The sequence below is a fragment of the Terriglobia bacterium genome, assembly GCA_020073185.1.
In the GTDB taxonomy this organism is placed as follows: domain Bacteria; phylum Acidobacteriota; class Terriglobia; order Terriglobales; family Acidobacteriaceae; genus JAIQGF01.
The window spans coordinates 40,938-65,264 of record JAIQFT010000023.1 but is presented as its reverse complement, the minus strand read 5'-3'; the positions used below and the strand labels follow the sequence as shown (position 1 = coordinate 65,264).

Sequence of the window (24,327 nt, the reverse complement as noted above, 5' to 3'; positions counted from 1 at the left end):
TCCAACCGACAGCAACGCCGCCGACCGACCAAGTACCACTCGCAAGCTGTTCGCTGGTCGGCAGTTATCCTTCAATCTCCCTCGACATCCCACCTTCTCCCGCCACCTGCTTTGCACTAAAATACCGACAAAACGCGCAGCATTCGCGTGCGGGTTGCTGCGTCCGAGTCGAAGGACCTTGCGTTTCCTTCTTCGACCTGCAACTGCGCAGAATGCCGGAATGTACACGCGCCGTTTCCACCCGTCAAGGAACCAGATACCGCGCTTTGTTACAATCGCGGATTGCGATGTGTCCGCTGAAGATTTCCGCCATCTCGTTCCTCAACACAGCGCCGCTGATGTGGGACTTCAACCACGGCGCCACGCCCGAACAGCACAGCGACCACGATCTCGCTCCCGAACTACGCGCCGACTTCACCGTCGAGTACACCGTGCCTTCGCGCTGCGCCGAGGATCTGCAGCATGGCCGCGCCGATATCGGCATCATTCCGGCGATTACCTACGCCACCATTCCCGGGCTGGTGATCCTGCCCGACGCGGCCATCGCCGCCAAAGGCGCGGTGCGCTCCATCCTGCTGGTTGCCCGCAAGCCGATCCAGCAGGTGAACACCATCGCCGCCGATACTTCGTCGCGCAGCTCGGTCGCGCTGGCGCGCATCCTGTGCCAGAAGCTTTGGGGACGCGTGCGCCAGTTCCGCGCCCTCCCGCCGGATCTGGATTCCATGCTCGCCGCCTGCGACGCGGCGTTGCTCATCGGCGATGCCGCGCTGCGCATCGCGCGCGAACAATATTTCGTGTACGACTTGGCGGAAGAATGGCGAAGCTTCACTGGCAAGCCGTTCGTCTTCGCCTTCTGGGCGGTGCGGCTGCAGGCGCTGAACGCGGTCCGCCGCGATCTGGCCGCCGTCTTTCGCAATTCGCGCGACCACGGCATTGAGCCGGAGAACGTCGGACGGATCGCGCGCCACTGGAGCCCACGCGTTGGACTTTCGGAGCAAGAGATCACGAGTTACCTGACCCGCAACATTCACTTTTTCCTGGATGCCGAAAACCTCGAAGGCGTGGAACTCTTCTTCCGCTACGCGGTGGAATGCGGCGTGATTGAGCAGGCGCCGTCGCTGCGCTTCCTCGGCATGGCGGCCCCGCAGTTCGTCGGCTAGTGTCCTGTCTCAAAAATTCGTTGCCTAAGTATTTCCTTGTCTTGAAGGGGCTCGGCTTCAGCCGAGCCGTAAGGGCCCAGTAAAACTGCGGCTTTAGCCGCTGAGGCGATCTCTTCCACTACGCAACGCGCCTCAAGAATCGGGAAACACATTTTCGATTCACCACGCTAGACCAGGGTTTCACCAGTCAAGTCCGTCTCTGACCCCCTTTTGCGCTCGCGCCGTTCGGATCCGCCCATCTGGGGAACGTCGGCCTTTCATCGCCGCCCTGACTGTTGGCCGCGGGCATCCGCTACATGGCCGTCGCCTGCCTGACGCGTGCTGACGGCGAGTAGATCATCTCCTTCGCAACCCGTTACCATCCACCGATGCTGTGCGCGCTGTTATCATGGGCGGCGTTGCGCCGTAACGTAACGTAGCGCAAAGGAGAAAGGTCGACATGAAGAAACTCTGGATGGCATTCCTTACCGTGATCGTGGCCACGGCAATGGTCGCAGCCCAAAGCAAGCCCGACAAGGCCACCGGCACGCCGGCCGGAGGCACGACCGCGCAATCGTCGACCGGGTCAAAATCGCCGGCGGCAGTTCCGGCCGCGAAAGCCGGCGACAAGCTCGATATCAACAGCGCCAGCAAGGACGACCTCGAGAAACTGCCCGGCATCGGCCCGGCAACCTCGCAGAAAATCATCGACGGCCGCCCCTATCGCGCCAAGAACGAGCTGGTGAGCAGGAAGATCGTCAGCAAGAGCGACTACGAAAAGATCAAAGAACAGATCATTGCGCACCAGCACACGGCGGGCGCGAAGAAGCCGAAGGAGTGAAGCCGGATTGTCAGTCTTCGGTACCGACAACCGACAACCGATACCTGATCGGCTGATAGACTGATAGACCGACGGACCGAGACACGCGATGTCGCTGACCAACGCTCAAGCGCTCGACTTTTTTCGCTCCGACGACCTGATCGGCCTCGGCCTGGATGCCGACGCCATGCGCCGCCGTCTGCATCCCGACGGCATCGTCAGCTACATCATCGACCGCAACATCAATTACACCAACTTCTGCACCGAGTACTGCACCTTCTGCGCCTTCTACCGGCCGCTGAAGGGCAAGATGGCCGCCGAAGGCTACATCCTCGATTACGACACCATCTACGAAAAAATCGCCGAGACCGTGCAGCTCGGTGGCACCGGCGTGCTCATGCAGGGCGGCCTGCATCCCGACCTGAAGATCGACTGGCACGAAGGAATGCTGCGCGGCATCAAGCAGCGCTTCCCGCGCGTCCACCTGCACTGCTACTCGGCGTCGGAGATCATCGCCATCGCCGAATACAGCGGGCTCACCATCCGCGACACCATCGCCCGCCTGCGCGACGCCGGGCTCGACTCCATTCCCGGCGGTGGCGCCGAAATTCTGGACGATGAGGTCCGCTACCGCATCGCGCGCCTCAAATGCCTTACTGGCGACTGGCTCAACGTTCACCGCACCGCGCACCAGCTCGGCATGCGCACCACCGCCACCATGATGTTCGGAGTCGGCGAGACCATCGAGCACCGCGTCAACCACCTGCAGCGCCTCTACGACCTGCAGGAAGAAACCGGCGGCTTCACCGCCTTCATCCCGTGGAGCTTTCAGCCAAAGAACACGGCGCTGGGCGGGCGCGGCTGGGACGAGGCCACCGCGGTCGAATACCTCAAGGTGCTGGCCGTCTCGCGCCTGTTCCTCTCCAACTTCCTCAACGTGCAATCGAGCTGGGTAACGCAGGGCCTGAAGGTCTGCCAGCTCGGGCTGCGCTTCGGCGGCAACGATGTCGGCTCGGTGATGATCGAGGAAAACGTGGTGCGCTCCGCCGGGGTCGCCAACTGCACCACCGAGGAAGAACTCCGCCACATGATCCGCGACGCCGGCTTCCGCCCGGTGCGGCGCGACACGCTCTACCGCACCTATTTTCTGAATTAGTCCTATTTTCGCCGTATAATTTATAGTATGAAAACTGCGAGAAGCATCACATTTGACGCCGACGTGATTGCGGCTGTTGCCAAGTCCAAGAACGGTCGCTCCGTGAGCGATCGCGTCAATGAATTGGTCAAGCGCGGTCTGCGAGCCGAGAGATACGAGCAGCTTGCGCGCGAAGCGGCCGCTTTTTTCCGCAAACCCGATCCTGACGAGCGGGCTGAACGCAAGGCTTTCAGCAAAGCATCCAAGCGCGCGCGCTCCAGGGACTGAGCCATGGCCAAAATTCCCGCCGAGTGGTTTCCCCGCCGTGGCGAGGTTTATATCGCTGACATGGACAAGCCCCGGCCCGTAGTCGTCATTTCCTCGAATTCGCTCAACAGCTTCTCGTACGATGTATGTGTCGTGCCGATAACGCGCGTCAGGCGCCAGGTTTATTCAATTCGCCCACGCATTCCGGCGGGCCAAGGCGGCTTACGAACCGACTCATGGGCCAAGTGCGATCAGGTCACGACCGTGGAGCGTATCGACTTGCACTATCCTCCGGCCGGAACTCTTTCCGCCGAATCCATGGGCGCCATTGCCGAAAAAATTCGAACCGCGCTCGAACTCGACTGACGCAGGCGGCATCCAATTTCGGTTACAATCAATTGTTTGTACCGTTGCCCGGGCGGCTTGCCCGTGATCGTCTGCTGTACCGGAGCATCGCACTGATACTTGCAGTCCCCATGTTGGCCGTGTTCGCCGCGCCGCGCGGCTTCGGACAATATTTCCGCACCCATTTTCTCGACACCACCTTCCGCGGGCTCTACCAGGCCAACGCCTTCGACATGGCGTTGCTCATCCCGTACTTCATTGTCCTCATCTGGCTGGCGTCCTACGGTCTGCACCGCTACACCCTGGTGTACCTCTACTACAAGAACCGCAAGCAGCGCGCCAGCTCCGACAAACCGCCCGCACGTTTCGCCGAACTGCCGCGCGTGACCGTGCAGTTGCCGATCTTCAACGAGCAGTTCGTCATCGAGCGCCTGCTGGAGGCGGTCTGCAAGCTGCAATATCCGCGCGAGAAGCTGGAAATCCAGGTGCTCGACGACTCCACCGACGAAACCGTGGAGGTCGCCAGTGCGGCCGTCGAGCGCTGGGCCGCGCTCGGCTATCCGGTCACCTACCACCATCGCACCAATCGCGAAGGCTTCAAGGCGGGCGCGTTGCAAGAGGGCATGAAGACCACGACGGGCGAGTTCATCGCCATCTTCGACGCCGATTTCGTTCCTCCGGAAGATTTCCTGATGCGCTGCATCCACCAATTCACCGCGCCCGACGTAGGCATGGTGCAGACGCGCTGGACGCACATCAACCGCAACTATTCCTTCCTCACCGAGGTCGAAGCCATCCTGCTCGACGGCCATTTCGTGCTCGAGCACGGCGGGCGCTCGCGCAACGGCCTGTTTTTTAATTTCAACGGCACCGCGGGCATGTGGCGGCGGCGCGCCATCGAGGAAGCCGGCGGCTGGCAGCACGACACTCTCACCGAAGACACCGACCTCTCCTACCGCGCCCAAATCAAGGGCTGGCGCTTCGTCTATCTGCAGGATGTGGAATGTCCCGCCGAATTGCCGGTCGAGATGACCGCCTTCAAGACGCAGCAGGCGCGCTGGGCCAAGGGCCTGATCCAGTGCGCCATCAAGGACCTGCCGCTGGTGATGCGCAGCAAAGTTCCGCTGCGAGTAAAGATCGAAGCCTGGTATCACCTGACAGCTAACATCAGTTATCCGCTGATGATCATTCTCTCCACGCTGCTGTTGCCGGCGATGATCATCCGCTTTTACCAGGGCTGGTTTCAGATGCTCTACATTGACCTGCCCTTGTTCATGGCGTCCACGTTCTCGATTTCCAGCTTCTACCTGGTCTCGCAGAAGGAGCTGTTCCCGAAGAAATGGCCGCGCTGCCTGCTGTTTCTGCCCTTCCTCATGGCGCAGGGCATCGGCTTGACGCTGACGAATACCAAGGTCGTGCTGGAGGCGCTGATCGGAAAGCAGTCGCCGTTTGCGCGCACGCCCAAATACCGCGTCGAATCGAAAAAAGACAAAGTGCGCACCGGCAAATACCGCAAGCGCCTGGGCCTGGTGCCATACTTCGAGCTGCTCATCGGCGCCTACTTCGCCGCCACTGTCTGGTACGCCGTGACCAACGAGAACTACATCACCGTGCCCTTCCTCTGCCTGTTCGTGCTCGGCTACTGGTACACGGGGCTGATGTCGCTGCTGCAGGGCCGCTTCGAGCGCCTGTTCACCGGCCGCGAACTGCGCGAGCCGCAAACCGGCAAACCGTATCCGGTGGGCGTGTAACGCTGATACAGCAATAATCCCAAAGTTGTTTCCAATGGCGAGGCCGCCCCGGCGGTCGGGGCGGCCTCCAAAATGCGCACCAGTGATCTACTTGCTGCAGGTGTCTCTGATCATCGTGAGGTTGGTAACCGTCAGATGGCCACGCTCCGTTGCATTCTTGGCCATGCCGTGCTCCTGCATCTCCTCCTTGGCGCCCTCTTTCATTTCGTGGGCTTTGGCGTGAATCTTCGAGGCTTCCGTTTTGACCGTAACCTCGTGCCCGACATGAGCGCCCAGGTTGACGTCGTCGCTCTTGAGTTCCCATGTGCTTCCGTCGTTGGCGGTGAGCTTAAACTCGTGGTCACTGCTACCCTTTTGCAGGCAGCCGGTCAACTCTTGCGTTTTCTTGCTGTCCTTGTCTTCCGACTTCGCCAGCGGAACCACGGCGGCGAATATGAGCAGGGCCATGAGCCCGGTCGCTATCTTCAGTTTCATGTGAGCCTCCCAAAAGATGATCGAAGTGGCGACAGCTACTTGGACGCCTGCGGCGCACCGCAGGTGGTCTGAGATTGAACAAGAATCGCGCGATACGGCTTGGCCCGGCGACGCCAGCAGGAGCTTCGGTGTGTACGCTCTTTTCGTGAGTGGCGCGGCGGAGCAATGGTTATGAAGGGCGCACATCACCCCTAGTTTATCCTGTAGAATCAAAGACTTATGGGCTTTCAGTCTGCCGGCAAATCGGGAGCTGAAGATCCAGCCACGGAGGACCGGACCGCGTGATCTCAGCCCCGCAGGGGCGACAGAACCTAGCCCGGCACGTAAGTGCCGGGAAAGCTGCCTTTGAAATACACGGAGTCCCGCAGGGACGGCACGAAGTAAATACTTGTTTCCTGCGAGGATCTCAACAGAGCTAGATAGCCTGTAATATGCACCTAAGGCAGCGATGAAGGAAACGCTGGCGACGCTGAACCGCATGCAGGCGGATGGCATCCTCGGGAACTACGCCATCGGCGGCGCGGTGGGGGCCACGTTTTATATCGCGCCTGCGGCGACGCTGGATGTGGACATCTTCGTAACACGGCACTTCCGGCAGTTCGCTGGTAAGCCTCACGTCAATCTATGAGTGTTTAAGTGCGAGCGGCTGCAAAGCCCAGGGCGAACACATCGTGATCGGTGATTGGCCGGTGCAGTTCCTGGTTGCCGGCGATGCGTTGGAGCACGAGGCTTTGGTACGAAGCGGTCAAGCTCGATGTCGAAGGAGTCCCAACGCGGGTGATGACCGCGGAGCATCTGCTGGCGATTGCGCTGAAGACGGGACGGCCGAAGGATTTCAACCGGATTTTGCAGTTCCTTGGACTAGGCGCGCTGAACAGAGATAAGCTGAATCGTATTCTTGAGAAGCACGGACTGTCGCCCAAATGGGAGAAGTTCAAACAGCGGTATCTCGATGAGTAAAGAATTGGATCGGAAGCTTGCGAAGTTGCCCGTCGGCGAGAAGCTCAAGATCCTCGCCAAACTTCGTGATCGGAGCCTGGTGATTGCGGCCAGCCGCCGAAAGAAGGCGGAAGCGAAGCGGGGAGCGTAGCGGCGTCAGGGTCGCTAGCACGCCATCAGGAACAACCCCACCCTGTCGCTCCAAAACCGGGAGCGACAAGGGTGGGGCAACCTCGAGAATCGCTATGAGGAAAGGGTTGATTGGATAAGAGCGAAGGCTCGATCCAAAACCGGTAGTCTACGGTTGAGGACCAGAGACTCTGCAAGGGAAGGAGCCTTCGCATGATGATTATAGGATGTGATTTTCATCCTAGCTGGCAACAGATTGCGTGGGTGGATACAGAAACAGGGGAAACGGGCGAGCAGAAACTGGTGCACGCCTCGGGCGATGGCAACCAGTTCTACCAACACCCGGGGCTACCGGCGCTGATCGGCATGGAGGCCACGGGCAACAGCCAGTGGTTCATCGAACTGGTGCAGGACCTGGGGCACGAGATCTGGATCGGGGACGCGGCCGAGATCCGGGCTAGCTACGTGCGCAAGCAGAAGACCGACAAGCGGGATGCGGCGCACATTCTGAAGCTCGTGGTGGAAGGCCGTTTCCCGCGCCTGTGGACGCCGGACCGCGAGCAGCGCGACCTGCGGCAACTGGTGCTGCACCGGCACAAACTCGTGATGATCCGGAGCCGCGTGAAAAACGAACTGCAACACCTTTCCTTGAATAAGGGAATGCAGCGCAAGCGCAAGCTGTGGAGCCAAATCGGGCAGCAGATGCTGCGTGAGCTGTGAAAGCTGTGCGCTTGCAAAACCGCCACGCACACGCTGCTCAATCGCACGCGCAAACAATGCGACGGCATACTCCCGGAACTGTCAAACTTTGGGAGCCTCCCCGGCAGAGCCGGGGGAACTCCTAGTTGCATTAGACCAGCAGATCGGGAAGTTGGACGGAGCCGTGCAGCAAGCCGCCGATCAGCATCCGCAAGCGAAGCTGCTGATGACGCAACCCGGGGTGGGGCCGAACACCGCGCTGGCATACGTACTCACCATCGGCGATGCGAACCGCTTTGCACGCGGCAAGCAGGTGGCCAGCTACTTGGGTTTGATTCCGCGCGAGGAAAGCTCGGGTGGACGGCAGAAGCTGGGCGCGATCACCAAGCAGGGCAACCGGATGGTGCGCTCCTTACTGGTGGAAGCCGCACAGGTCGCAGTGCGCCTGGACCCAGGGATGAGGAAACAGTACTTACATCGCTGCCACCAAAAACCGAAAGGCGTGGCCAAGGTGGCAGCGGCGCGCAAATTAGCCGTACGACTCTACTGGATGCTGCGCACGCAGACGGGGTATCCGGAGATCGTTCGCATCGAGAGCAGCTCGGGGCTGGCCCTGGTCGGCGCAAGCTAGACCGCAGGTGTTGATTGGGCGCTCTCGCATCCCGCACCGGGGCGGGATGTTCGCATAGAAGAATCATGGCCGCGGTTTAGGTCGAATCGATGGTTGGTGGAACGATCTTCCACCGAGAGTGATTCAGCGTGAGATTTCCAGAGTCTTGGTCCTCAACCGCTCTGGCGAAACGAGCGGTGCTGACGCACCGCCAGGGGAATTATGTCCTTGACAACGCCTTCGCTCTTATCGAGGGCCAGCCCCCATAACGGACTTAATCACGTACCACTTGCCAAATTGCGAGGACCCTACCTTCGTCAAAATGGCTCTTGAGCACCACAAGAGGACAACAGGGCGAGACGCGAGCATCGCTCAAGTCTGCGACCAAACACTAATGAAATGGGAGTTCCCCCGGCTCTGCCGGGGAGGCACGAGCAGTTTGACAGATACTGGAGTCCATCCAAGAAACTCCAGGCGTGAGCCGCGAAGCACACGCAAAGGAGAAACTGGATGGACGAGTATGAGAGCTTAAGCCACTCGAAATGGGAGTGCAAATACCACGTGGTGTTTATCCCCAAGGGTCGGCGAAAAGCGTTGTATGGGGAGCTGCGGAAGTATTTAGGAGAGGTGTTCCGGAGGAAGACCGATTTAGATACGCCACGCGCTGGGCGATGTCTCGCAACACGTATAATCGCCGCTTATGAAACGAGCCGATCCTCTTCGTTCAAACGGTTGGCCTGTTAGCGACTGGGAGCAAGCCAGCCCCGCAGGGGCAGCACAGGATAGCCCGGCACGTGAGTGCCGGGATAGCGGCGTGAAAAAACTCCGGAGTCCCGTAGGGACGGCACGAGAAGCGTTTTCGGCGGGGCGGAACGCCGTAACGACAAAATTAACCATCGCCGTTGTTTTGCTGCTGCTCCTCATCGTCACCGCCGCCTTTGCCCTCGAGCGGCAGCCCAACCAGACTTACCGCGCCCGCCGCGAGGCGCTGGCCAAGAAAGCCAATGGCGCGCCGATCCTCGTCTTTGCCACCACCGAGAGCGATCTCACCGAGGTGCTCACCGGCTTCCGCCAGGACGAGGATTTCTGGTATCTCACCGGAGTGAACGAGCCCGGCGCGGCGGTGCTGATCGTGCCCGCACTAGACGCCGAAGCGTTGAAGGCCGCCAACGCGCAGTTGCCGCCCGGACGTCCAGCGACGTTAAAGCCGCGCGCGTACTCCGAGGTCCTGCTGCTGCCGCAACGCAATCGCGCCGCCGAGCGCTGGACTGGACCGAAGCTCGGCCCCGACGATCCCGAGGCGAAGACGGCAACCGGCTTTGATCGCATCGTGGCGATTGACGCATTGCGCGACGAGTTGGCGAAGGTCGTTTCCCCGCTGGGCGGCGTGGTGCTGGTCAATGAAGGCAAGGATTCCAAGCTCGCCCTCGACTGGCTGAAGCACGGCAACCTGTCGGTCTATTCGCGTGACGCCCGCCCGCTGATCGCGTCGCTGCGGGCGGTGAAGGACGCGGGCGAGATCGAGCTGATCCGCAAGGCTACCGACGCGTCGGTCGAGGCGCACCTGGCGGCCTGGAAGGCGATCAAGCCGGGCGCGTCCGAGCGCCAGATCGCAGCGCTCATGGTGTACGAGTACGAGCGGCGCGGCTGCGAGCGTCCGGCGTACGGGCCGATTGTCGGCTCGGGCTTTGACTCCACCGTGCTGCACTACGACGAAGACTCCGGGCCGATCAACGACGGCGACGTGATCGTGATGGACGTGGGCGGCGAGTACTCGATGTACGCCACCGACATCACGCGCACCGTGCCCGCCAACGGCGAGTTCACGCCGCGGCAGCGCGAGCTTTACGACATCGTGCTGGGCGCGCAGCAGGCGGCGATCCGGGCGTTCCGGTCGGGCAAGTCCGTGCTCAGCGGGCGCGACGAGAATTCGCTGTTCATGGCCGCCTACGACTACATCGACTCGCACGGCAAGGACCTGCACGGACAGCCGCTGGGACAATACTTCATCCACGGCGTCAGCCACATGGTCGGGCTGAACGTGCACGATCCCGGCGGCGAGGGCAAGCCGCTCGGGCCGGGCATGGTATTCACCATCGAGCCCGGCATTTACATTCCGGAAGAGAAGATCGGCGTGCGCATCGAGGACACGTTCCTGGTGGATGGAGGCGGAAAGCTGGTCAGCCTGAGCGAGAAACTGCCGAAGACGGCGGAGGAGATTGAGAGGTACATGGCGGGACGATAAATGGAGAATTCAGAATGAAGAATGTAGATTGGCCGGGGTTCGAGCGGATGTCCATTCTTTGATTCTTCATTCTTCAATCTGCAATCTTCAATGCCTCTGTTATCCTTACCACGGTGTTGATCAAGATTCTGTACGTAGTCCTGGTGGTTTCCATGCTGGCGCTGCTGTCGGCCGCGGGGGCCTGCTACGTTCGGGTGCGGCGTCACCTGGCAGCGAAGCAAGAAAGCGGAGAGCATCCCGCCTCGACCGCCTTGCGCAGAAACTGAAGCGCGTACCAGGCACGGTTAGGGAGCGAAATCATGGCGAGAGATACAGCGATCGTGCGGGACCAGGTCGCGGCGATGAGCGCGGCGCGGCAGGTGGCGATTGTCATTGGGGCGAGCCTGTTTGTAGCGCTGTGCGCGCGGCTGTGGGTGCCGCTGCCGTTTACGCCGGTGCCGCTAACGCTGGCCAACTTCGGGGTGCTGGTGGTCGGCATACTGCTGGGCAGCAAGCGCGGATTCGCCGCGCTCGCCGTGTATCTGGCGCAGGGGGCAGCCGGGTTGCCGGTGTTCAGCTCCTTCGGCCCGGGCGGCATCGCGCAACTGCTGGGCCCCACCGGCGGTTATCTGCTCGCCTATCCCGCGGCGGCTTTCCTGGCCGGATGGATCGCGGAGCGCGGCGCCGGCAAGTTCGCGCGATTCGTGATGGCGGCCCTGGCGGCGGAAGTTGTGTTATTTGCCGGCGGGCTGGCATGGCTTGTGGTGTTGACGCATGGCGCCACGCAGGCGATGAATTTCGGGCTGTATCCATTCCTGTTCGCCGAGATCATCAAGATCGCGGCCGCGGCAGGAATTGCGACGCGCATCGAGTTGTGAGTTGCGAGTTGCGAGCGTCAACTCGCGGATTCCCTCAGCGGCTCGAGCCGCCAGGTTAAAGGCATTCCACGGCACGGCTGAAGCCGTGCCCTTCCAAATCTGAACCAAGATCATGCCCACGACAGCCTCGACGAAAGCGCGCACCATCAGCATCGCGCACAGTCCCGACTCCGACGATGCGTTCATGTTCTACGGGCTGGCGACCAACAAGGTGCGCGTGCCGGGGCTGAAGTTCGCGCACACGCTGTGCGACATCGAGACGCTGAACCGCAAGGCGATGGAAGCCGTGTACGACGTGACCGCAATTTCCTTCCACGCCTATCCGTACATCCAGGAGAAGTACGCGCTGATGTCGTGCGGCGGCAGCGTGGGCGAGGGCTACGGGCCGATGATCGTGGCCGCTAAGGCGTACTCCATCGCCGAGATCAAGTCGAAACGCATCGCGGTGCCGGGCAAGCTGACCACCGCCTACCTGGCGCTGAAGCTGTTCGCGCCGGAGATCGAGACCGAGGTCGTGCCCTTCGACCAGATTGTCCCGCAGGTGATCGAGGGCAAACACGAAGCCGGCCTGATCATCCACGAAGGACAACTGACCTACGCAAAGTTGGGGCTGCACCGCGTCATGGATCTTGGCAAGTGGTGGCGCGACAAAGAAGGGCTGCCGCTGCCGCTGGGCGGAAACGCCATTCGGCGAGATTTGGGAGCCGAGACCACCGCAAGAATTTCCGACGCCGTGAAGCGCAGCATCCAGCACGCGCTCGATCATCGCGAGCAGGCGCTGGAGTACGCCATGCAGTTCGCGCGCGAGCTGGAACCGCGGATGGCGGACAAGTTCGTCGGCATGTACGTGAATGAGCGCACGCTGGATTATGGCGAGGATGGGCGCGCCGCGGTGGCGCTGCTGCTGCACATGGGATGGCAGGCGGGAATCATTTCGCAAGAGCCGAGATTGGAGTTCGTCTAATTTGGTGATTGGGTCATTGGGTAATTCGGCCGGAATGGAATTATTCGAACAGCGCGCCGAAAAGCGCGTTTCTTATTTTTCGGAACCCGGAACGTAGAAATATTTGCCGATAAGGACGCCGATTTCGACGGCCGCATCGGGATCGAGATGGTGGAACTCAAACCCCGTATCGCCTTGTTCAGTCCGATAGAGTAGGACGACATCGATGCGGCGGCGAATGCCGTCTTGCTCGGCCACAATGACCAACGTCAGCGGGACGTCGATGGGAAACGTGCGGCTGGTTTGCAACAGAAAGCCGCCGCGGCCGAGAACGAGGATTCGGCCCAGGCGCGTGCCGTGATCGTCTTCGGCAAAGAGGTTGGCCGCCGGCGGAATCATCACGCGATCGAATTTCCGGCGTTCTTCCATAGCGAGCCGCGAGCCGCTACTTCACTCCACCGGCTGCGGAAATGAGAACTTGGGCGTGATGTCCACCGGGACATCCGCAACCGTGCCGAGCGCGGCCTTCAGCTCTCCCGGCATGGCGCCGTATTTCTGAAACCAGTTTTCGGCGCGGGCGCGATCGCCGGTCGCCTCCATCTCCAAGCAGTTCCTTGGCAAGCGCGGCGATCGCGGTGGCGGTGCGGTCGTAATCAATGACGTAGCGGCCGCCGGCGTCGCGCTGAATGGCCTTCTGCTGGAAGAGATAGTTGAACTCCATCATTTCAGCCTTACCGTGGGCCTCGGCGGTGCCGAAGCGGATGGTGCGGAACAGGCCGGCCAGATACGACGAGTAAAACTCCGGCAGGCGCTCCTTGGGCAGCACGCCGTGGTCCACCAGCCATTTGATGCCGAACATGCCGACCACGTCGGCCTTGGCTTCTTCCAGCCCGTTGAAGGCGGGACCGATGGCTTCGCGGATGTCCACCTGCTTGCCGTTTTTGCGCGCGAAAGACGGACCGAGGCCATGGGAAATTTCGTGCAGCAGGGTGCCTGCGAGATAGCCGTCGGCGGAAGCTAGCGCGGCCTGGTCGGCACGCATCAGGCGCTTGGCGACCGGCAGGATCACGACGTTGACCCGCGCGTCCATGAAGTTCTTGAAGAAGATTTTCTTGGTGCCCTTCTCCTGGTGGATGCGCGGGTCATTGGGAAGATTGTCGGCGACGGCCTGGTAGCCATGGTTGAGGTCGCCGGCGCGGAAGGGCGTGTCCATGACTTCCATGGGCGTCTGGTGGCCGCGTTTCGAAGGGCGGTCTTCGGCGGGCAGGGGCAGCGCGTCCTGGATGTCGGGAATGTATTTTTCGTAGAGCGTGAGCTTGCGGCTCTCGGCTTGGTTGCGGACCAGGACAGCGGCGCCGTAACTGGTCTTCACGCCGAGCAGGCCGTCATCGTAGGTCTCGTAGGGCGCGAAGATGACGTCGAACTTGGGCGCTTGCAGGTCGAGCCAGGCGATATCGCTCTTGTAGTAGTCATCGGTGAGCAAGGCATCGGCACGCAGGCGGAGGAAGTCGGCGAACTGCGGCTCGTCGGCGAGCGCGGCGGCGTCACGCAAGGCTTGGGCCGCGGGCTCGAGAAACGACCGATAGGCAACGTGGTAAGAGACGGCATCGAGCTGATTGCCCTTCCAGCGAACGACGGTTTGCGGCGCGTAAATGGCGGCCTTCCCGTCGGGATGCTGCTTGAGATACTGCTCCACCTGGTCGCGCGTTAGGCCGTGCGGATAAAAGCCGCGTCCGGGATACATGGGCGGGCATGTACCGCCGTTGGCCTGCGCTTCCGAGTGCGTGCAGACGAAAGGCTGGTTGTCTTCGAGCAGGTCGAAGCGGCTGGCGTTGATGAAAATGTACTGGCGCACCAGTTGGTCGCGCGCGTCCTTGCTGCCGGCGAGTTGCTGGTAGAGAGTGAGGGCGTCAGGGTCGCTTTGGCGCCAGTAGATATCCTCGAGGTAGCGGCAGGCTTCGACCAGCTTGTCAACCAGTTGGCGCTCGCGCGCGCTCAGGCCGGCGGAGTCGAACGGCATTTCCACGGGCTTGAATTTGGCGACGCGCTGGGCAAGGTCGGCAACGACGTTGAGTTTTGGCGCCGTGGGGGAAGTTTTCGGCGCGTGCTTGCGGTGGGTCTGCGAGTCGGCAAGTGGAGACATGAGAAGGACCAGCAAGGCTACCGTGAGTCTAACGCCCGCGCTCGGCATATCGGAGGATTCTAGCAAACGCGGTGGGTTTCAGCGGAAGTCGATGGCCGATGGTCGATGGTCGATGGTCGATGGTCGATGGCCAAAGCAGATTCCTCGCTGCGCCTTGAAAATCGCCCTACTGACATTAGGAAAAAGTCGCGGCTATATTAAGGACATGTCCAGTTCTCCCCAGAACAACGGCGCGCAGACGTTGCTCATCGATGCCGATGACACGCTGTGGGAGAACAACATCTATTTCGAGCGGGCGATTGCCCATTTCATTTCGTATCTGAACCACCGCGAGTATTCGCCGGGACAGGTGCGGGCAGTGCTGAACCAAGTGGAGCGCGAGTGCATCATTTCACACGGATATGGGCTGCACAGCTTTGCGCACGCGCTGATGCGGACATTCGAGCAGTTGGCGATCGATCCGGTTACGCCGGAACAGCACGAGCGCATTCGCAGCTTCGCCCATGCCATTGCGGAGCATCCGGTGGAGATCCTGGCGGGCGTGCCGGAGACCTTGGAGTACCTCACGGCGCGGCATCACCTGATCCTGATGACCAAGGGCGACATCACGGAACAATCCGGGAAGGTGGAGCGGTCGGGATTGAAGGAGTATTTCGCGGCGGTGGAGATCGTGGCGGAGAAGGACGCAGGGACGTACAGCGAGGTAGTCTCGAAATACGGGCTGGCGCACGATGCGACGTGGATGATCGGGAACAGCCCGAAGTCGGACATCAATCCGGCGCTGGCGGCGGGGTTGAACGCGGTGTTCGTGCCGCACGATCAGACCTGGATCCTGGAGCATGAGGAAGTGGCGCAGGCGCCGCAGGGGCAGAAGTTGATCGTGGTGGAGAAATTTGCGGGGTTGAGGGAGCACTTTTGAACTTGCGCCATTGGCCATTAGCCGTTAGCCATTGGCCACTTCGAATCTGAGCAGCCAAGGCCGATGGCCAGGAGCCAACCGCAGGCTACTTCCGTAACTGGTTGCGAGCACACGAGTTTGAACCTATTTTGCTAACACGGGGACGGATTCGCAAACAGTTGTAGCGTGGTACTCTCATTCTGCTCTGCGATTCTTGCTCCCGCGCGCCACGATGGGGGTCAAGAACGACAATTTTCGGCGCCTTCTGCTCACCTTCCAGGCCCTGAGCGAACTCGGCTCGGAGATGACGGCGGAGACTGACTTTGTGGAACGTGCGCGCCGCATTCTTTCCTGCGTCATGGAGGCGGCGGACGCGCGCCAGGCTGCGCTGTTCGTTCTCCGCGACAAGCCCGCGGTGTTGGCGACGGTGGCCGCGCGCGGGTTCATTTCGTTTCCCGAGCCGGCCGTCATACCTCTGTTGCCCAAGCACGTTTATGCGCTGAACAACGTGCGCTCGCCGTTGCTGATTTCGCGCGCTTCGTGGGAACAATACCTGAGCGCCAACGGCAACGTGGCGCCGGAGCTATTCCAATGCATCACGCCGCTGCGGGTGGGCGGCAAGCTGGTGGGCATGATCGCGCTGGGACGTCGCGACGAAGACGCGGCGTACGCGGAAGACGATCTCCAGGCGATCGATATGATGGCGCATTACGTGGCGCTGGCGGTGCACAACCACGTGCTGTCGGAGTCGCTGGCGCAGCGAGTTTCCGATCACCTGAAGCTGCTGGCGTCGGTGCACAGTTTTTACGACACCGCACTGGAGACCTTCGCCAACGCGATTGACATCAAGCACGTGAACGTTCGCGGGCACTCGCTGCGCGTGGGGCGCTACGCGGCCGGGATCGCCGAAGCCATGGGGATGGACCAGGCGGACGTGTCCGGACTGCGCGCGGCGGGCTTCCTGCACGATATCGGCAAGGTGGCGGTGGACAAGCGCCTGTTTGCCAAGCCGAGCGCGCTGGATGAAGAAGAATTCCGCGAGATGGCGGACCACACGCTGGTGGGGCACCAGATCGTTCAGGGCGTGGAGTTTCCGTGGCCGAAGGTGCCGGAGGTGGTGCGGTCGCATCACGAGCGGGCGGACCGCAGCGGATATCCTGACCGGCTGACGGGAGAGGAAATCACGATGCCGGCGCGGATCACCGCCGTTGCCGACAGCTTCGACGCCATGACCAGCGAGCGTCCGTATCGGCCGGGCAGGGGCGTGGGCGAAACGCTGAGCGAGATCGTGCGCATTGCGCCGTACAAGTACGATGTCAACGCGGTGCAGTCGCTGCTGGTGCAGGTGCGGCGCGATGCGGTGGGGCGCCGGGAGCATCGCTTCCTCGATGAACGCATGTTATGCGACATCGGGCCGGCCGACATTGACGTGCTGGCCTCGGCGCTGAATCACAAGATCACGCATGGCAGGATTTACTCCGCGTGAGGCGGCAGTCCGTATGAGTGATCCACGGATGGACCTATAATCAAAGTGCGGACTCTCCTATTCCTATGCCCATTCCTGCACGGTGGACGCTCATGCTGGCGGTCTTGGGTTGCGCGCTGCTCTGTTCTGCTCAGCGACCCGACCCTTGCCTTGAGCGAAGGATACTGGTAGTGCCGACTGCGTCAGGATTCAGACCGGCTACGGAATTCTCGATGGAACAAATCCGCGGTGAGGTGCATGGCAAACCTGTGTCGGTTGTCGGACTAAGTCCGTTTGCGGGCAGGCGTCGCACGGTTGTGTTGCTCGACGCAAGCGGAAGTATGAAAAGCAGATGGGCCGCGGTGTTGGCCATTACCGCAAATCTCATCAAGTCGTCGCCGACGATGTTTCCATCGCCATGGTTAGCTATTCGGACAAGATGGAAGATGTTGTCAACTTCTCCCAACACTCGCGAAGCGACATCGGGCAGCGCCTACTGGAATATGTGAAGCGGCATGATCTCCCTCGGGGGAACAGCCCCTTGCTGGCTGCGATCAATAAAGCGGCCGATCTGCTCCAGCCTGCTCAGTTTGGGGATTCCATCATATTGATCACCGACGGTGTAGAAAGTGAGGAGCGCGAGCGGTTCGAAACCGTGCGGCAGAGACTTATCGCTGGCGGAATTCGGCTGTTTTCGATGCTCTGGTTTGATTCTACCCCGAGGACAGAAGAGGAACTGAGCGGCCCCGTCAGGTTCGAACGGCTATCTGAAGAAACTGGCGGTTGGTTCATCATCACAAGGGTTGGCCCCGATGCCGCGACCGCCGCGGCAAACGGCTTTCTTACGAGCATCAATGAGAATCACGGACTCAGCGTCCAGGTGCGGTTACCAGAACCGATACAAGAGTGGCGGAAGTGGAAGCTGACGATCGTCGACGCCAAGGGTAAACCAAGCACCAAGACCACCCTCAGTTATCCTCGGTTCCTGAGCCCCTGCGAGCAGAGGAACTGATCATAAGATCACGCACGGCAGGATTTATTCGGCGTGAGGCGGTCGTCGGTAGTCCGGATTTTCTCCTTAGATCCCGATCGTGCAACTTCCCTGCCCTCAATGGGTTCATAATCGGCATGGGATGGCGCTCGTTCGGAGGCCCACCATGCAACGCAAGCACCTAACAATCCTGCTGCTTGTTCTCGCCCTTGGGATTTCCGCGTCGGTCTGGGCTGGCAACAAGAAAAAAGATAAGAAGGCAGCGGCGGCCGTGCAGATGCAGATGGATGCCCGGCAGCGGGCGCTGCACGCGCTCAACCGCCTGACGTTTGGGCCACGACCGGGCGACGTGGATCGCGTGATGGCGATGGGGCTGGACAAGTGGTTCGAGCGGCAACTGCATCCGGAAAAGATTGATGACGCGGCGCTGGAGGCGCGGCTGGCGCCGTTGCGCACGCTGCGCATGGATGCGCGGCAACTGGTGGAGAACTTCCCTCCTCCGCAGTTAGTCAAGCAAGTGGCGGAGGGACGCCGGGCGATGCCGTCGGACAAGACGGAGCGCGCGATCTACCAATCGCAGGTGGAGAAATACGAGCAGAGGCAGGAGAAGAAAGCGGCGAAGCTGGAGACCGCGGGCACATCGCAGGAGGAAAATCCCCACCCTGTCGTGCCAAACCCGGGCCCGACAAGGGTGGGCCAACCGCAGGTGGGCGACGATCTGCAGATGACGCTGACGGAAGAGCAGAAGGCGGAACGGCGCGAGGCCCGCTGGCAGGCGCGCGAGCAGGCGGAAAGAATCATGGCGTTGCCCACGCCGGATCAGCGCATGCAGGCAATCCTGGCGATGGATCCGCAACAGCGACAGATGCTGGCGCGAGCGCTTCCGCCGGAGGAACGCGAGCGGTTGATGAACTCGCTTACTCCACAACAGCGCGAGCAGTTGATGGCGATGAACAATCCGCAGCAGGTGATCGCCACCGAGCTGATGCAGGGCAAGATTCTGCGCGCGACTTACAGTGAGCGTCAACTCGACGAGGTGATGACCGATTTCTGGCTCAACCACTTCAATGTGTTTATCGGCAAGGGGGCCGACCGATACCTGGTGACGGATTACGAGCGCGACGTCATCCGTCCGCACGCGCTGGGCAAGTTCCAGGATCTGCTGATGGCGACCGCGAACAGTCCGGCGATGCTGTTTTATCTCGACAACTGGCAGAGTGTGGGGCCGCGATCGCCGGTCGGGATGGGCGAATCGCCGCGAGCGAGAAACTACGGCGGCTTCCGGCGAAATCGTCCGTTTGGCGGGCCTTTCGGGCGTCCGTTCCCGCCGCCTCAACGTCGTCCGCAGCAGCAGGCGAAGGGCAAGAAGCAGCAGCGCGGGTTGAACGAAAACTACGCGCGCGAATTGATGGAACTGCACACGCTCGGCGTGGACGGCGGATATTCGCAGAAGGACGTCACGGAGCTGGCCCGCGTGTTTACCGGGTGGACGATCAGGGAACCGCGGCGCGGCGGCGATTTCGAGTTCAACGAGCGCATGCACGAGCCGGGAACGAAGTTCGTGCTCGGACACACCATCAAGGAACACGGCGAGGATGAAGGCAAGGAGATGCTGAAGCTGCTGGCGCATCATCCGTCGACGGCGCACTTCATCTCGAAGAAGCTGGCGATGCGGTTTGTGTCGGACAATCCGCCGCCAACGCTGGTCAACCGCATGGCGGAGACGTTCCTGAAGTCGGATGGCGATATCCGGCGGGTGCTGCGGACCATGTTTGACGCCCCGGAGTTCTGGGCGCCGGAAGCGTTTCGCGCCAAGGTGAAGACGCCGCTGGAATTCGTGGTTTCGGCGGTGCGGGCCAGCGGCGCCGAGGTCAGCAACGCCATGCCACTGGTGCAGACTCTGAACCAGATGGGAATGCCGCTGTACGGCGCGCAGCCTCCAACTGGGTACTCGATGAAGGCAGAGACGTGGGTGAATTCGTCGGCGCTGCTGAACCGGATGAACTTCGCGCTGCGGTTCACCTCGAGACGGATGCCGGGCGTGGCGTTTGCGCCGGAACGCGTGCTGGGTTCGGCGGAAGCGCCCAGCGATACCAGCACGGCACTGGCGCGGCTGGAGAACACGCTGCTGGCGGGCGACGTCTCCAAGCAAACGCACGAGACGATCCTAAAACACGCGGCAGAGCCGGAGATCACCGGTCGCATCCTGGATGATCCTGCGCGGCCACCCAATGTGGGAGCGCTGGCGGGACTCATCTTTGGGTCGCCGGAGTTTCAGAAAAGATAGCTGTCAGCTCTCAGCCATCAGCGAGGACTCGTTTTGCTGAAAGCTGATAGCTGAGAGCCATTGGAGTTCGCAATGTCGATCACAAGGAGAGTTTTCCTTCAGGGCGGAGCAATGGCGGTGGTGGGGACGACGGTGGTGCCGGCGTTCCTGCAGCGGGTGGCGTTCGCGTCGGAAAGGGCGGCGACAGGCAAGCGAAAGTTTATTGTCATCTTCCAGCGCGGCGCGGCGGACGGGCTGAACATCGTGATGCCGCACGGTGAGGCGTCCTATTACGCTATGCGACCGACAATTGCGATCCCGCGACAGCAGGTGATCGATCTGGACGGATTTTTCGGCCTGCATCCGGCGATGGCGTCGTTCAAGCCGCTGTGGGAGCAGGGGCATTTGGCGATCGTACACGCCGCCGGTTCGCCCGACCCGACGCGCTCCCACTTCGACGCGCAAGATTACATGGAGTCGGGAACGCCCGGAGTGAAGTCAACCGAGGATGGATGGCTGAACCGCGCGCTGCGCGACCGTTCGTGCGTGGGCAGCGAATCCGGGTCGGGAACACGCCTTGGAGAACCGTGCCACGCCGAGTCACCGTTTCGCGCCGTCGCGCTGGGCAGCGCGCTGCCGCGCATGTTAGCGGGAAGCGCTCCAGCAGTGGCAATCAGCAACGTCAACAATTTTGGGGTCGGCGGGCGGAACCCGCAGGCGCAACCGCTGGCCAACACGTTCGAAGCCATGTACGACCAGTCGGTGGACGCGGTGCTGCACGGCACCGGGCAGGAGACGTTCGACGCGGTGAAGATGCTGAAGTCTGCCGATCCGCAAAAGTACACGCCGGCGCCGGGAGCGAATTATCCGCGCGAGCCGCTGGGCAATGCGCTGCGTCAGGTGGCGCAATTGATGAAGGTGGACCTCGGAGTGGAGGTCGCGTTTTCCGATGTCGGCGGCTGGGATCACCACGTGAATGAAGGCTCGGTGCAGGGGCAGATCGCGCAACGCGTTGGCGACTTGTCGCAGGCGATGGCGGCGTTGTGGACGGATCTGGGGAACCTGGCGGAAGAGACGGTGGTCGTGACGATGTCGGAATTCGGGCGCACGGCGCGCGAGAACGGCAATCGCGGCACCGATCATGGGCATGCGAACGTGATGTTCATCTTGGGCGGTCCGGTGCGCGGAAGGCGCGTGTACGGGCGCTGGCCGGGGCTGGCGCAGGAACAGCTTAACGAAGGCCGCGACCTGGCGCTGACCACGGATTTCCGCACCGTGCTGAGCGAAGTCGTGTACCGCCACCTCGGCAACCGCAACCTGGGCACGGTGTTTCCGGGATTTGACGCGAGTCCGGGATCATTCCTGAAGTGTCTCGTCTAGGTCGAAATTTAGCCACAGAGGCCAGAGGAAAGAAGGCCTTGCCGAAGTTCGAAACCTTCATGGCTCCTCCGATTCGATCCTCGCCAGGCTGATTACCCTGGCGTTCTATATAGGTAAGAGTAGTCTGCGGGATTTCTACAAGCCGGCTTCGATGCGGGCGCGGGGGTCGAGGAAGTCGCGCAGGGCGTCGCCGATGAAATTGAAGGAAAGCACGGCGAGCATCACGGCGACGGCCGGGAACAAGACCAGGTGGGGCGCGTCGAACAAGTGCGAGCGGCCGTCATTGAGCATGGAGCCCCAACTGGCAGCCGGAGGCGGAACGCCGAGACCGAGGAAGCTCATGGTCGCTTCGGCGAGGATGGCGCCGGCCATGCCGATGGCAGCCTGCACGATGACAGGCTGGATCATGTTGGGCAGGATGTGGCGGGTGATGACGCGCCAGTCGCTGGCGCCGAGGGCGCGCGCGGCCTCCACGAATTCGCGCTCGCGCGTGGCCAGCACCTGGGCGCGGACCAGGCGCGCGTAGCCGACCCATCCGCCGATGGAAAGCGCCAGAATCAGATTGAACATCCCGGGGCCGAGAAAAGCGACGAAGGCGATCGCCAGCAGGATGCCGGGGAATGAGAGGAAGGCGTTCATCACCACGATGTTGACCACGCGGTCCACGCGCCCACCGTAGTAGCCGGCTATGCATCCGACAATCAAGCCGAGGAAGAGCGCGACCGAAACGACGCTGGAGCCGACCAGCATGGAGATGCGGGCGCCGTAGATGATACGGGAGAGGATGTCGCGTCCCAGTTCGTCGGTCCCGAACCAGTGCGCCGCCGATGGGCCGGTAAGGCGCGCCGGAAGATCAATGTGGGCGGGATCCTGGGGAGCGATCCAAGGGGCAAAAATGGCGAGCACGGTGAAGATGGCGACCAGGACGACCCCCACGGTGGCGAGCGGGTTCAGGCGCATTGCGAGCAGCAGGCGCTGGGCGGCAGGCGAGGTCGCCGGGATCCTTGACGAAGAGGTTGCAACTGTGGCCATGGGATAGGGTTGTAGTTGCTGAGAGTTTCAGTTTCTGTTTCTGTTTCAGTTTACTTCAGTTGCGGTTTGAGAGATGAATGAGAGTCGTGGCAGGTCGAGGAAAAGCAGTGGCGCGTCCTCGCTCGGGATGACATCACATTGAATGTATTGTGAAAGGCGTGGAATGCGTAAGCCCATTGTTACCCTCTGCTTCCTGCTGATGGCAACGGCGCACGCGCTCGCCGGCGTGGAGTTTGTAGCGCAGACGCGCAGCGATGGCGGCGGCGATGTCACCGTGCACGCGTTTGTCAGCGGGTCGCGGGCGAAGGTGGTGTTCGTGGAAAGTGACGCGGAGATCTATGCCACCGGCGACTACATGCTGTCGCCGGACGAGGGCAAGACGCTGTACCTGGTCAGCCCGGCGACCAGGACGTACACCAGGTACGACGTGCAGGCAATGATGGCGGGCATGGGCGGCATGGTGCAGGGTATGCGCGGCATGATGAAAGTCACCTTCGAATCGCCCAAGATCGAAAAATTGCTGGAAGAAGACGGCGGAGCGATCGCGGGGCTGCCGACGCGCCATTATCGCTATCGCACCAGTTATGCGGTGAGCATGCACATCACCGGGGCGAAGAAGGTGTCTACGGTGACGGAAGAAGACATCTGGACGACCGAACAATTGGCCGATCCGGCGTTGAAGGTCTGGCTGAAGCGGGATCCGCCGACGACGGGCGATGAGCAGGTGGACAACATGATCCGCGCCGAGATGAGTAAGGTGGAGGGCTTCCCGCTCAAGCGCGTGACGGTGACGCGCACGACTGACGCCAGCGGCGAACGCAGCAGCCGCAGCGAGATGAATGTGCTGGAAGTGAAACAGGTCAGGGTACCGGAGTCCGAGTTTGCGCTGCCGCGAGGATATCGGGAAGTGCCGCCGAAGAGAGCGTTGGAGGAATAACCAAGGCTAGGGACGACCGTGGAACGCGCTGCTCACTTTGATTGCGTGATTTGACCATCGACTCTGCTCTTGGACCTAATATCCTGCCGCGAGGATGGAATGGCGAAATTTGTCATCGAGCGCGAGATTCCCGGGGCGGCAGATTTCCGGCCAACAGAATCAGCCCGGTCAAGTTGCGTAATCGCCCCCGCCACGGCGGGTTGAGTGCGGGGCTCAGGTTGACCACTATGTCATCATGAGCCGGTCACCTTAGGCCCACGACCCTCGTAATGCCGTGGTCCTTTTGTCGAACCGTTTGCATTAATACCACCATATACTGTGGTGGCCAGGGGATGGAATCGCAAGATATCGGTGGATACTGCCCCGAAAGCGTAGCCTGCTTTACCAGCAAACAGGGAAAACTAAGGTACAAAACCCAAGTAGTTCTTGACACCCACCCTCGTTACACTGATATAACGTGCAGCGCTCAAGAAATTCCCCCCGAGACAGGAGAGGACCTTCCTCTCGCCCCGTGGACAGTGTCCGCTTCGGCTGAGCCGGCAGCGAGATCCTGACACGGCATTTCGCCCGGCTAGGTTGGCGCATACGGGTGGCTGTCACATCTGTGGAAAGGGCTTAGCGCTTTTATGGCCGATTCGCGAGAAGTTATGAACATTCGCCAGGCCTCCCAGTATCTGGGCGTAAGTCCGGACACACTCTACAAATACGTGTACGAGGAGAGAATCCCCGCCTTCAAGCTGGGGAACCGCTGGAGATTCAAGAAATCCAAGCTCGACCAGTGGATGGAAGAGAAGAGCACGATGAGGGAGACCCGGGAAAAGAAGAAGCCCAAGGCCGCGCGCGTGGCGGCAGGGCACTAGGG

General features: G+C 61.3%; 25 protein-coding genes and 1 pseudogene. 22 read left to right on the top strand and 4 right to left on the bottom strand.

Features of this window, described 5'->3' with window-relative positions:
• The first annotated feature begins 287 nt into the window (after window positions 1–287).
• The 6 genes from LAN64_10395 (at window position 288) to LAN64_10370 (ending at window position 5,457) form a co-directional block, all read left to right on the top strand.
• Window positions 288–1,160: a menaquinone biosynthesis protein gene (locus LAN64_10395; protein ID MBZ5568244.1), complete on the top strand. Its 873-nt coding sequence runs from the start codon at window positions 288–290 to the stop codon at window positions 1,158–1,160.
• A 439-nt stretch (window positions 1,161–1,599) separates the two neighbouring features.
• Entirely contained in the window at window positions 1,600–1,980 is a 381-nt protein-coding gene (locus LAN64_10390; GenBank protein MBZ5568243.1) for a helix-hairpin-helix domain-containing protein, read from the top strand.
• A gap of 88 nt (window positions 1,981–2,068) precedes the next feature.
• The gene (gene mqnC, locus LAN64_10385; GenBank protein MBZ5568242.1) at window positions 2,069–3,115 is read left to right on the top strand and encodes a dehypoxanthine futalosine cyclase; all 1,047 of its coding nucleotides are present in this window, start codon (window positions 2,069–2,071) and stop codon (window positions 3,113–3,115) included.
• Window positions 3,116–3,142: 27 nt separating this feature from the next.
• On the top strand, window positions 3,143–3,382 hold the full coding sequence (locus LAN64_10380; GenBank protein ID MBZ5568241.1) for a hypothetical protein: 240 nt from the start codon (window positions 3,143–3,145) through the stop codon (window positions 3,380–3,382).
• Between the two features lie 3 nt (window positions 3,383–3,385).
• Window positions 3,386–3,727, top strand: coding sequence for a type II toxin-antitoxin system PemK/MazF family toxin (locus tag LAN64_10375; protein MBZ5568240.1), 342 nt, complete (start codon window positions 3,386–3,388; stop codon window positions 3,725–3,727).
• A 110-nt stretch (window positions 3,728–3,837) separates the two neighbouring features.
• Window positions 3,838–5,457 (top strand): glycosyltransferase, encoded by a 1,620-nt coding sequence (locus LAN64_10370; protein MBZ5568239.1) that lies wholly within the window; start codon window positions 3,838–3,840, stop codon window positions 5,455–5,457.
• An 87-nt stretch (window positions 5,458–5,544) separates the two neighbouring features.
• Here the strand turns inward: LAN64_10370 and LAN64_10365 are convergent, their stop codons facing one another.
• Window positions 5,545–5,931, bottom strand: a complete 387-nt coding sequence (locus LAN64_10365; GenBank protein ID MBZ5568238.1) for a hypothetical protein — start codon at window positions 5,929–5,931, stop codon at window positions 5,545–5,547.
• A gap of 448 nt (window positions 5,932–6,379) precedes the next feature.
• Between LAN64_10365 and LAN64_10360 the strand changes: the two genes are divergently transcribed.
• The 9 genes and pseudogenes from LAN64_10360 to LAN64_10320 all read left to right on the top strand — a co-directional run bounded on the left by LAN64_10360 (window position 6,380) and on the right by LAN64_10320 (window position 12,374).
• A complete protein-coding gene (locus LAN64_10360; GenBank protein ID MBZ5568237.1) occupies window positions 6,380–6,559 on the top strand; it encodes a hypothetical protein in 180 nt (59 codons plus the stop codon).
• Between the two features lie 83 nt (window positions 6,560–6,642).
• Window positions 6,643–6,891, top strand: coding sequence for a hypothetical protein (locus LAN64_10355; protein ID MBZ5568236.1), 249 nt, complete (start codon window positions 6,643–6,645; stop codon window positions 6,889–6,891).
• Window positions 6,892–7,212: 321 nt separating this feature from the next.
• Window positions 7,213–7,719, top strand: a complete 507-nt coding sequence (locus LAN64_10350; GenBank protein ID MBZ5568235.1) for a transposase — start codon at window positions 7,213–7,215, stop codon at window positions 7,717–7,719.
• Between the two features lie 151 nt (window positions 7,720–7,870).
• Window positions 7,871–8,329, top strand: a complete 459-nt coding sequence (locus LAN64_10345; protein MBZ5568234.1) for a transposase — start codon at window positions 7,871–7,873, stop codon at window positions 8,327–8,329.
• 489 nt (window positions 8,330–8,818) lie between these two features.
• Window positions 8,819–8,944: pseudogene (locus tag LAN64_10340) on the top strand (transposase).
• A 178-nt stretch (window positions 8,945–9,122) separates the two neighbouring features.
• On the top strand, window positions 9,123–10,553 hold the full coding sequence (locus tag LAN64_10335; GenBank protein MBZ5568233.1) for an aminopeptidase P N-terminal domain-containing protein: 1,431 nt from the start codon (window positions 9,123–9,125) through the stop codon (window positions 10,551–10,553).
• 113 nt (window positions 10,554–10,666) lie between these two features.
• Window positions 10,667–10,819 (top strand): hypothetical protein, encoded by a 153-nt coding sequence (locus LAN64_10330; protein MBZ5568232.1) that lies wholly within the window; start codon window positions 10,667–10,669, stop codon window positions 10,817–10,819.
• Between the two features lie 33 nt (window positions 10,820–10,852).
• Window positions 10,853–11,410 carry a biotin transporter BioY gene (locus tag LAN64_10325; GenBank protein MBZ5568231.1) on the top strand — a complete coding sequence of 186 codons (558 nt, stop codon included), beginning with the start codon at window positions 10,853–10,855 and terminating at the stop codon, window positions 11,408–11,410.
• A gap of 112 nt (window positions 11,411–11,522) precedes the next feature.
• The gene (locus LAN64_10320) at window positions 11,523–12,374 is read left to right on the top strand and encodes an ABC transporter substrate-binding protein (GenBank protein MBZ5568230.1); all 852 of its coding nucleotides are present in this window, start codon (window positions 11,523–11,525) and stop codon (window positions 12,372–12,374) included.
• A gap of 72 nt (window positions 12,375–12,446) precedes the next feature.
• Here the strand turns inward: LAN64_10320 and LAN64_10315 are convergent, their stop codons facing one another.
• Both LAN64_10315 and LAN64_10310 read right to left on the bottom strand, forming a co-directional pair.
• Complete coding sequence (locus LAN64_10315; protein ID MBZ5568229.1) at window positions 12,447–12,782, bottom strand: hypothetical protein; 336 nt, start codon at window positions 12,780–12,782, stop codon at window positions 12,447–12,449.
• Window positions 12,783–12,798: 16 nt separating this feature from the next.
• Entirely contained in the window at window positions 12,799–14,496 is a 1,698-nt protein-coding gene (locus LAN64_10310) for a Zn-dependent hydrolase (GenBank protein MBZ5568228.1), read from the bottom strand.
• Between the two features lie 205 nt (window positions 14,497–14,701).
• Here LAN64_10310 and LAN64_10305 point away from each other — a divergent pair, with 205 nt between their 5' ends.
• The 5 genes from LAN64_10305 to LAN64_10285 all read left to right on the top strand — a co-directional run bounded on the left by LAN64_10305 (window position 14,702) and on the right by LAN64_10285 (window position 21,496).
• Window positions 14,702–15,415, top strand: a complete 714-nt coding sequence (locus LAN64_10305; protein MBZ5568227.1) for an HAD family hydrolase — start codon at window positions 14,702–14,704, stop codon at window positions 15,413–15,415.
• 211 nt (window positions 15,416–15,626) lie between these two features.
• Window positions 15,627–16,880, top strand: a complete 1,254-nt coding sequence (locus LAN64_10300; protein MBZ5568226.1) for an HD domain-containing protein — start codon at window positions 15,627–15,629, stop codon at window positions 16,878–16,880.
• 331 nt (window positions 16,881–17,211) lie between these two features.
• Entirely contained in the window at window positions 17,212–17,871 is a 660-nt protein-coding gene (locus LAN64_10295) for a VWA domain-containing protein (GenBank protein MBZ5568225.1), read from the top strand.
• Window positions 17,872–18,016: 145 nt separating this feature from the next.
• The gene (locus tag LAN64_10290; protein MBZ5568224.1) at window positions 18,017–20,137 is read left to right on the top strand and encodes a DUF1800 domain-containing protein; all 2,121 of its coding nucleotides are present in this window, start codon (window positions 18,017–18,019) and stop codon (window positions 20,135–20,137) included.
• Between the two features lie 72 nt (window positions 20,138–20,209).
• Window positions 20,210–21,496 carry a DUF1501 domain-containing protein gene (locus tag LAN64_10285; GenBank protein ID MBZ5568223.1) on the top strand — a complete coding sequence of 429 codons (1,287 nt, stop codon included), beginning with the start codon at window positions 20,210–20,212 and terminating at the stop codon, window positions 21,494–21,496.
• 135 nt (window positions 21,497–21,631) lie between these two features.
• Here LAN64_10285 and LAN64_10280 read toward each other — a convergent pair whose 3' ends face one another.
• Window positions 21,632–22,456 (bottom strand): ABC transporter permease, encoded by an 825-nt coding sequence (locus LAN64_10280; GenBank protein MBZ5568222.1) that lies wholly within the window; start codon window positions 22,454–22,456, stop codon window positions 21,632–21,634.
• 235 nt (window positions 22,457–22,691) lie between these two features.
• On the opposite strand from LAN64_10280, the gene LAN64_10275 reads away from it, so the two are divergent.
• Window positions 22,692–23,465, top strand: a complete 774-nt coding sequence (locus LAN64_10275; GenBank protein ID MBZ5568221.1) for a DUF4412 domain-containing protein — start codon at window positions 22,692–22,694, stop codon at window positions 23,463–23,465.
• A 647-nt stretch (window positions 23,466–24,112) separates the two neighbouring features.
• Window positions 24,113–24,325 (top strand): helix-turn-helix domain-containing protein, encoded by a 213-nt coding sequence (locus LAN64_10270; protein ID MBZ5568220.1) that lies wholly within the window; start codon window positions 24,113–24,115, stop codon window positions 24,323–24,325.
• Window positions 24,326–24,327 lie beyond the last annotated feature (2 nt).

Bases quoted from the DNA above. Each gene is read 5' to 3' on its own strand.
- LAN64_10360 (MBZ5568237.1), top strand. From the start codon at position 6,380: ATGAAGGAAACGCTGGCGACGCTGAACCGCATGCAGGCGGATGGCATC.
- LAN64_10275 (MBZ5568221.1), top strand. From the start codon at position 22,692: ATGCGTAAGCCCATTGTTACCCTCTGCTTCCTGCTGATGGCAACGGCG.
- LAN64_10270 (MBZ5568220.1), top strand. From the start codon at position 24,113: ATGAACATTCGCCAGGCCTCCCAGTATCTGGGCGTAAGTCCGGACACA.
- LAN64_10365 (MBZ5568238.1), bottom strand. From the start codon at position 5,931: ATGAAACTGAAGATAGCGACCGGGCTCATGGCCCTGCTCATATTCGCC.
- LAN64_10305 (MBZ5568227.1), top strand. From the start codon at position 14,702: ATGTCCAGTTCTCCCCAGAACAACGGCGCGCAGACGTTGCTCATCGAT.
- LAN64_10320 (MBZ5568230.1), top strand. From the start codon at position 11,523: ATGCCCACGACAGCCTCGACGAAAGCGCGCACCATCAGCATCGCGCAC.
- mqnC (MBZ5568242.1), top strand. From the start codon at position 2,069: ATGTCGCTGACCAACGCTCAAGCGCTCGACTTTTTTCGCTCCGACGAC.
- LAN64_10315 (MBZ5568229.1), bottom strand. From the start codon at position 12,782: ATGGAAGAACGCCGGAAATTCGATCGCGTGATGATTCCGCCGGCGGCC.
- LAN64_10380 (MBZ5568241.1), top strand. From the start codon at position 3,143: ATGAAAACTGCGAGAAGCATCACATTTGACGCCGACGTGATTGCGGCT.
- LAN64_10395 (MBZ5568244.1), top strand. From the start codon at position 288: ATGTGTCCGCTGAAGATTTCCGCCATCTCGTTCCTCAACACAGCGCCG.
- LAN64_10290 (MBZ5568224.1), top strand. From the start codon at position 18,017: ATGCAACGCAAGCACCTAACAATCCTGCTGCTTGTTCTCGCCCTTGGG.
- LAN64_10350 (MBZ5568235.1), top strand. From the start codon at position 7,213: ATGATGATTATAGGATGTGATTTTCATCCTAGCTGGCAACAGATTGCG.
- LAN64_10310 (MBZ5568228.1), bottom strand. From the start codon at position 14,496: ATGTCTCCACTTGCCGACTCGCAGACCCACCGCAAGCACGCGCCGAAA.
- LAN64_10280 (MBZ5568222.1), bottom strand. From the start codon at position 22,456: ATGCGCCTGAACCCGCTCGCCACCGTGGGGGTCGTCCTGGTCGCCATC.
- LAN64_10355 (MBZ5568236.1), top strand. From the start codon at position 6,643: ATGCGTTGGAGCACGAGGCTTTGGTACGAAGCGGTCAAGCTCGATGTC.
- LAN64_10285 (MBZ5568223.1), top strand. From the start codon at position 20,210: ATGTCGATCACAAGGAGAGTTTTCCTTCAGGGCGGAGCAATGGCGGTG.
- LAN64_10325 (MBZ5568231.1), top strand. From the start codon at position 10,853: ATGGCGAGAGATACAGCGATCGTGCGGGACCAGGTCGCGGCGATGAGC.
- LAN64_10390 (MBZ5568243.1), top strand. From the start codon at position 1,600: ATGAAGAAACTCTGGATGGCATTCCTTACCGTGATCGTGGCCACGGCA.
- LAN64_10300 (MBZ5568226.1), top strand. From the start codon at position 15,627: ATGGGGGTCAAGAACGACAATTTTCGGCGCCTTCTGCTCACCTTCCAG.
- LAN64_10370 (MBZ5568239.1), top strand. From the start codon at position 3,838: ATGTTGGCCGTGTTCGCCGCGCCGCGCGGCTTCGGACAATATTTCCGC.
- LAN64_10375 (MBZ5568240.1), top strand. From the start codon at position 3,386: ATGGCCAAAATTCCCGCCGAGTGGTTTCCCCGCCGTGGCGAGGTTTAT.
- LAN64_10295 (MBZ5568225.1), top strand. From the start codon at position 17,212: ATGGGCCGCGGTGTTGGCCATTACCGCAAATCTCATCAAGTCGTCGCC.